The sequence below is a fragment of the Limnochorda sp. genome, assembly GCF_047459355.1.
In the GTDB taxonomy this organism is placed as follows: Bacteria; Bacillota; Limnochordia; order Limnochordales; family Limnochordaceae; genus Limnochorda.
The window spans coordinates 1-6,955 of sequence record NZ_VSCV01000050.1 but is presented as its reverse complement, the minus strand read 5'-3'; the positions used below and the strand labels follow the sequence as shown (position 1 = coordinate 6,955).

The window sequence follows — 6,955 nt, the reverse complement described above, 5'->3', positions numbered from 1 at the left end:
GGAACGCCATACTCCTCACGGCCACCTTGAGCTTCCTGGGCTTGGGGGTGCGGGCGCCGGCAGCCGAGTGGGGGGCCATGGTGAATAGCGGCCGGGCCTACCTCCTCGACCAGTGGTGGTACGCCACCTTCCCGGGCGCCGCCATCCTGATCACGGCCATGGGGTTCAATCTCCTGGGCGACGGCCTGCGGGATGCCCTGGATCCCCGTGCTTCGGCGGCAGGGGAGCGGCCCTCGCACGGGAAGGGCCGCCCGGGGCAGGCATCCCTAGCCCCGGGCGGGACCTACCAAGGGACGACACCCGTTTCGGAGAAGAAGCCGCCCGTCGGCCCGTCGGGGGGGAGGGTGGCAAGATAGACGGCGATCTGAGCCCCCTGGGCTGGGGTCCGCGTCCCGGCCGGGTTCATCTCGGTGGCGACGGGGCCTGGCTCGGCAGCGTTCACCTTGATGGGCGTCTCCCGCAGCTCCCGGGCGAAGAAGACGGTGATGGCGTTAAGGGCGGCCTTGGAGGTGCCGTACGCCAGCGGCGGGGCGGCGCCGAAGCCCATGTAGGGGTGGCTCCAGACCCCGAAGGTCCCCATGGCGCTCGACATGTTGACGATGCGCCCCGCTTCGGACCGCCGGAGGAGGGGGAGCATCGCCTGGATGACGGCCACCACCCCGAACACATTGGTCTCGTAGGTCGTGCGAAGCCGCTCCAGGGGCAGCTCGCTCGGTGGGTGACCGCCATCGATGGAGATGGCCCCGTTGTTCACCAAGACGTCCAGCTTCTGATAGCGGCTCGCGATGGCGAGCGCGGCCGCTTCGATGGTCTGGGCGTCGGTCACGTCGAGGTGGAGGGGCGTGGCGGCAATGCCCAACGCTTGCAGCCGGGCGGCCGCCTCCTCACCCCGGGCGGGATCCCGGGCCCCCACGAGGACCTCCATCCCCCGCTCGCCGAGAAGGCGGGCGATCTCGAAACCGATGCCCCGGTTGGCTCCGGTGACCAGGGCAACCTTGGAAGGTGGGATCATCATCTCTTCTTTCCTCCTCCTGGCAACCACGTCGGAGGTAGGATAGGATGATTCGTACAAGGAGACCAGTACTTACTTTTTTGTTGGTATGGGGGTTCGGTCTGTGGGGGCTCGCGCCTTTCCGCCCTCGGTTCAGCACATCGAGGCCGCGCTGCGGGTGCTTGGGGGCAAGTGGAAACTCATCATCCTGTGGCATCTGGCGGAGAGGCCGCGCCGCTACGGCGTCCTCCGCCGGCTGATCCCGGGGGTGAGCGAGAAGATGCTCATCCAGCAGTTGCGGGAGCTAGAGCGGGACGGCCTGGTCGCCCGGGAGATCCACCGGTCGGTCCCGCCGAGCACCACCTACTCCCTCACCGAGTACGGGCGGAGTCTCTCCCCGGCCTTGATGGAGCTCTGTCGCTGGGGCCGGGCTCACCTGGAGCGGTGCCAGGGGACCGGCGAGGAGGGCCTCTCCCGGGATGGGGCCTCCGGCGACGTTACCACCGGTTGACCGCGTGCTCCGCGAAGGCGACCAGATCCTTCACCTCCAGCACCCGCCCGTCGTCCAACACCGCCCGGCCGGTGAACCGGCCGAAGACTTGGTGGCACCGGGTGTGGACGAAGAGGAGCTTGGTCTCCGTGTAGCGGTCGTAGATGGGGGTGAACTCCATCTCAAACCGGCCGTCGTCGCTGGTGAAGCGCTTCTTGGCCATGTAGCCCCCCGAGCCGGCCAGGTCGAAGTGGACGTGGCCCAGCTTGTGGGCGGTGCCGTCGTAGAAGAGGATGTTCTCCGTCGCCGCCGAGGTGTTGCCGAACCCGAAGCCGATGTTGAACCCGAAGCGCTTCCCATCGATGTAGCCGCTCCCGTTGCCCCAGTACCACTCGTGCTTGAAAGGCCAGACGCCCCGGCCCCAATCCAGCAGCCCAAAGGCCGAATCGGGCGTGAACAGGTACCGCTGGCCGTCGATCTCCACGTGGCCTTGGGCGGGCATGCAGTTGATCTTCTGGTTGTAGTAGAAGAAACGCTCATCCTCATCGAAAGGAGTGGCCATGACGATGGAGGTCCGGTCAGGCTGGGCGAGGTGGACGTCCACATCAATTTTGGGATGCCTCCGCCCGCTGGTCCGGCAGATGAGCCGCCGGCCCCCTTCGAAGACGTGGAACTCCATCACCAGATCCCTGGTCCGGTAGGCCAGATCGCCCCGTTCGGCGGTGCGGGGCATCTTCATCCGGTCGAAGGGCAGGAGGAGGATCTTGGCCAGATCATACCGCCGGCCCGTGGCGAACTCGAAGAACCGGAAGGAGACCTCGCCCGCGTAGGAGACGTGGCCGATGGTGAGTTGGAGGCAGTAGGCGTCGTTGGAGACCTGGTAGAAATCCCACTCCTTGATCCGCCACGGGGCAACCCGGATCTGCTCCCGGTTGTAGGTGAGGAGCGGTTCGGTGGCGTAACCTCTCTGGGCCAGCGTTCCCTGCGCCGTCAGAAGTGGCCCCGGTTGCACAATGCGGTGCTGCATACCCTCTCCCCCTCGGGCCGTCAGGATGGGCCCCTTCTTCGGCGGCGGAAAGGTCCAAACCTGCCCTGAGTTTTCCAGAGCTCGCCGGTGAAAAGAGGCTTGCCCGAACGGGTGCCGTAATCCTCTGGGTGGTGGGGGCCGTCGCGCCCAGGGGGCCGGCGGCCGCGCCGCGTCGGACCCTATGCCCGAGGAGGTTGAGCTGGGGTGGCAGCTGGAACGGAACAGGTCCTGACGGGTCAGAGCGCTTTGATCACCGGTGCCAGCCGGGGGATTGGGCGGGCGGTCGCCCTCCGCCTGGCCCGGGAAGGGGCCCAGGTGGCCCTCTTCGCCCGCACCGTCTCCGATCTGGAGCAGGTGGCCCAGGAGGTGGAGGCGGCCGGCGGCCGGGCCCTGGTCGTCCCCGGGGACGGCCGGAAGGAGGAGGACGTGGTCCGGGCCATCCAGGAGACCATCGACAAGCTGGGGAGCCTGGACATCCTGGTGATCAACGCCGGGGTGGGGAAGTACGGGCCGCTGGAGAGCTTCAGCGCGAGCGACTACGACTGGATCATGGAGACCAACATGCGCTCCACCTTCCTCTTCGCCCGGCACGCGGTGCCCTACCTGAAGGAGCGCCGGCGGGGCCACCTGGTGGTGGTCGCCTCGGTGGCGGGGAAGAAGGGGCTCCCCCACGAGGCGGTTTACTGTGCGAGCAAGCACGCCCAGGTGGGCTTCGCGCAGGCCCTGGATTATGAACTGCGGCCCGTGGGGGTGAAGGTGACCACCATCGCGCCCGGCGGGGTCAACACCCACTTCGCCTTGGGCACGGGCCGCACGCCCGGGGATCCCAAGCTGGCCGAGATGATGGACGCGGAGGACGTGGCCGAGGCGGTCGCCTTTGCCGTCACCCAGCCGGAGAAGGCCCGCATCATCGAAGTGGTGATGCGGCCGATGAGCGAGCCTTTGTGAAGCCTTCCGCATGGATCGGGCCACAAGCCCCGGGAGCCCGCCGGCGCCGCCGGCGGGCTCTTTTGTGGGCTGAAGGCGTGGGCACCGGGCCTGGGCGGTAGAGGCCGTCGGCAGGGCGCGAACAGGGGCGGGAGCGGCGGCCGGCGGGGCGTGGTGCCCATCTGGGACTCTTTAGGTGACGGAAAGAAGGACTTGACAGCGAATCGTGCGAAGACATGCACAACACGAATGGTTCGCGGGATGAGGGGGATCGGATCCGTGGCTCTGTTCCCAGCCCAGGCCGAGCCGGCTCGGGAGGCGTCCCGGCGGCGCGGCTTGCCCAACTCTTATGAGTTGGGCATCACCATCGCCTTCTTCGTCCTGGTGGCGGTCGTGGCGGCCGTCTCGCCCCGGTTTCTCACCAGCACCAACCTGATGAACGTGGCCCGCTCGTTCTCTTTCACCGCGGCCACCGCGGTGGGGCAGGCCATCGTCATGCTGGCCGGCAACGGGGGCATCGATCTCTCGGTGGGCTCCGTCATCAGCCTGAGCGGGGTGGTGGTCGCCCAGCTCCTGGTCTGGGGTTGGCCCCTCTGGGCGGCGGTGGCCGCCGCGGTGGCCACGGGCCTGGCCGTGGGGTGGGTGAACGGCTTTCTGGTCACCAAGGCGCGCATGACACCCCTCATCCCTACCCTCGGCATGCTCTCCATCGCCGGGGGCCTGGCCCTGGTCATCAGCCGGGGGCGGCCCATCTCGGGCCGGGGCCCCACTTGGGAGGCCTTCGTCAACCTGGGCAGCGGGTACTTGGGGCCGGTGCCCTATCCCGTCATCTACATGGCCGTGGTGGTCCTCATCGGCTGGTGGGTGATGCGCTTCACTCAATTCGGGTACAGCGTGTACGCCATCGGGGGCAACATCGAGGCGGCCCGGGTGACGGGGATCAAGGTCGACCGGGTGCGCATGGCCACCTTCATGATCAGCGCCGGGCTGGCGGCCATGACGGGCGTGCTGCTGGCGGCCCGGCTTTCGGTGGGGAACGCCACCAACGGCCAGGGGGACGAGCTGGAGGTGATCTCCGCCGCGGTCATCGGCGGCATCAGCCTGGCCGGGGGCCGGGGGTCGGTCCCCTTTGTGGTGGTGGGGGCGGCCATGGTGGCGGTCATCCGAAATGCCATGGTCTTGCTTGGGGTGTCCGCCTTCTGGCAGGAGGTGGTGATCGGGGCAACCATCATCCTGGCCGTCCTGTTGGACCGGCTGCGGCTCTGGATCGGACGGCCCACGTAGGCTTGGGTTGAGCTGGCTTCTGCGGCTGGCCGTTTGACGCCGGGGGAGAGCAGCAGAGCAACGGGAGGGATGGAGCATGTTCAGGAGTGCTCGGAACGGTATGGTCTTGGCGGGCCTCTTGGCCCTCCTTGTGGTGGCGGCACCGGTGGCCCTGGCCCAGACCTATGCGGTGGTGCCCAAGTCGGTGGACAACCCCTTCTTCATTGATGTGGAGGAGGGCGCCAAGGCGGCGGCCGCGGAGCTGGGGGTCCGGATGCAGTTTGTCGGTCCCCAGACCCACGACATCGCCCAGCAGATCGCCATTTTGGAGGACCTGATCCTCCGGGGCGTGGACGGTATCGCCCTCTCGCCCGTCGATGCCCAGAGTGTCATCCCGGTGGTGGAACGGGCCCGAGCGGCGGGGATCCCGGTGGTCACCTTCGATTCGGACACGGCCGGCGGGGCGGCCCGGATCGCCTTTATCGGCACGGACAACTTTGCCGCCGGGGTCTCGGCAGGCGAGGCTTTCATCAGGGCCCTGCCCGAAGGGACGTACGCCATCATCACCGGCGGCCTGGGCGCCCAGAACCTGAACGACCGGATCGACGGCTTCCGGAGTGTCCTGGCCAAGTTTGGCGACGCCTACCGGGAGATCCCGGGCTCGCCCTTCCCCACCGAGGATGACGTCCAGCGGGGGATCCAGGTGATTGAGGATCTGCGGACGGCCCATCCGGACCTGGACGGTATCTTCATGTCGGGCGGCTGGCCCCAGTTCGCGCCCCAGGCCTACGTGGAGGCCCTGGGCCCCTGGGCCGACCGGGTGCGGGAGGGCACCTTCGTCGTCGTCTCCTTCGACCTGCTTGAGCAGCAGGTGGAGCTCTTGCGCCAGGGCTACTCCACCGCCCAGGTGAGCCAGCGGCCCTACGCGATGGGCTACCAGGCCATCCACGCGCTCCACCGGCTGCATCAGGGCGAGGAGCTGGACTTCACCGTCCTCGACACCGGCTCGGACATCGTCACCCCGGCCAACGTGGACCAGTTTGCCGGGAAGTAGCGGGTGCGGTGGGGAGCGGCCCGGCCGCTCCCCACCTTCCAGGAGGTGTTTCCGTGCCCGACAGGGTGCCCTTGGTGGAGATGCGGGGAATCTCCAAGCGCTTTGGGGCCGTTCAGGCGCTCCAGGACGTCCATCTCACCCTCGCTCCGGGTGAAGTGTTGGGCCTGGTGGGGGACAATTCGGCCGGCAAGTCGACCCTCATGAAGATCCTGGCCGGCGCCCTCCAGCCCGATGGGGGCCAGATCTTCTTCCGAGGAGAGCCCGTCCGGCTGGCCAGCCCCCGGGAGGCGAGGGACCTGGGGATCGCCATGGTCTATCAAGACTTTGCCCTGGCTGAGAACATGGACGTGGCCCAGAACATCTTCCTTGGCCGGTGGCCCGGCTGGTTCGTCGTCAACCGCCGGGCCATGGACGCGGCCGCCCGGGCGGTCTTGGATGAGCTGGGTATCGAGATGCCGTCCCTCCGCCAGCCCGTGGCTCTCCTTTCGGGCGGCAGGAAGCAGGCGGTCGCCATCGCCCGCGCGTATGCCGCCTCCCCCCAGGTGCTGATCATGGATGAGCCCACCGCCAACCTCTCCCAGGCGGCCGCCCAGCAGGTGATGGGGATGGTGCGGACCCTGAAGGCCAAGGGTGTGTCGGTGATCATCATCAACCACCGGATCGAAGAGGTCTTCGATGTGAGCGACCGGATCATGGTCCTGAAGCACGGCCGGAACGTGGGCACCCGCGTCACCGCCCAGACCCACATCGACGAGATCATGGCCCTCATCCTCCGGGGGGAGGCGGCCAGCTGAGGGGCCTTTCCCTCGGACCTGCCGGAGGTGACCTGCCGGGGCCTCCCGGGCGGCTGGTGTGAGAAGGAATTCTTGCCGGGCGGGCGAATCGGTTCGTAGCAATGGTACAGTGTTCTACATAGATGAACAGTTGGGCGGGGTGGCCAGGATGGCGCGTGGGCCAGGAAGAAGAGAGGGCCCTCTCCGGAGCGGGACGGGGTTCATCAAGTCGTTGGGCAAGGCCCTCAGCTTGTTGGATTGTTTCACCGAGAGCGAGCCCCAGTGGCGCCTCACCGATTTGGCCCGGCGGTTGGATCTGCCCAAGAGCACGGTGAGCAACATCCTGACCACCCTCGAAGCCTTCGGCTACGTGCGCCAGTTTCCCGATGGGAGCTACGGCTTGGGGCTCAGGGTTTTTGAATTGGGCTTT

Annotated in this window: 8 protein-coding genes and 1 pseudogene; 7 read left to right on the top strand and 2 right to left on the bottom strand. The window is 67.7% G+C overall.

Annotated features, from left to right (window positions below):
* Window positions 1–212 (top strand): annotated as a pseudogene (locus tag FWJ67_RS10405) (ABC transporter permease subunit); the annotation flags it as partial.
* A gap of 71 nt (window positions 213–283) precedes the next feature.
* Here FWJ67_RS10405 and FWJ67_RS10400 read toward each other — a convergent pair.
* Window positions 284–1,009, bottom strand: coding sequence for an SDR family oxidoreductase (locus FWJ67_RS10400; RefSeq protein ID WP_369686584.1), 726 nt, complete (start codon window positions 1,007–1,009; stop codon window positions 284–286).
* A 106-nt stretch (window positions 1,010–1,115) separates the two neighbouring features.
* Between FWJ67_RS10400 and FWJ67_RS10395 the strand changes: the two genes are divergently transcribed.
* On the top strand, window positions 1,116–1,502 hold the full coding sequence (locus FWJ67_RS10395; RefSeq protein ID WP_304174102.1) for a winged helix-turn-helix transcriptional regulator: 387 nt from the start codon (window positions 1,116–1,118) through the stop codon (window positions 1,500–1,502).
* On the opposite strand, the gene FWJ67_RS10390 is transcribed toward FWJ67_RS10395, so the two are convergent.
* Window positions 1,489–2,508, bottom strand: a complete 1,020-nt coding sequence (locus tag FWJ67_RS10390) for a DUF2804 domain-containing protein (RefSeq protein WP_304174104.1) — start codon at window positions 2,506–2,508, stop codon at window positions 1,489–1,491. The genes FWJ67_RS10395 and FWJ67_RS10390 overlap by 14 nt on opposite strands.
* A 204-nt stretch (window positions 2,509–2,712) precedes the next feature.
* Between FWJ67_RS10390 and FWJ67_RS10385 the strand changes: the two genes are divergently transcribed.
* The 5 genes from FWJ67_RS10385 to FWJ67_RS10365 all read left to right on the top strand — a co-directional run.
* Window positions 2,713–3,456: an SDR family oxidoreductase gene (locus tag FWJ67_RS10385; RefSeq protein ID WP_304174106.1), complete on the top strand. Its 744-nt coding sequence runs from the start codon at window positions 2,713–2,715 to the stop codon at window positions 3,454–3,456.
* Between the two features lie 258 nt (window positions 3,457–3,714).
* Window positions 3,715–4,719, top strand: coding sequence for an ABC transporter permease (locus FWJ67_RS10380; RefSeq protein WP_304174108.1), 1,005 nt, complete (start codon window positions 3,715–3,717; stop codon window positions 4,717–4,719).
* A gap of 76 nt (window positions 4,720–4,795) precedes the next feature.
* Complete coding sequence (locus FWJ67_RS10375; RefSeq protein ID WP_414481886.1) at window positions 4,796–5,752, top strand: sugar-binding protein; 957 nt, start codon at window positions 4,796–4,798, stop codon at window positions 5,750–5,752.
* Between the two features lie 80 nt (window positions 5,753–5,832).
* Window positions 5,833–6,546, top strand: a complete 714-nt coding sequence (locus FWJ67_RS10370; protein WP_369686585.1) for an ATP-binding cassette domain-containing protein — start codon at window positions 5,833–5,835, stop codon at window positions 6,544–6,546.
* Between the two features lie 148 nt (window positions 6,547–6,694).
* The coding region (locus FWJ67_RS10365; RefSeq protein WP_414482788.1) for a helix-turn-helix domain-containing protein at window positions 6,695–6,955 on the top strand (261 nt) is incomplete at its 3' end.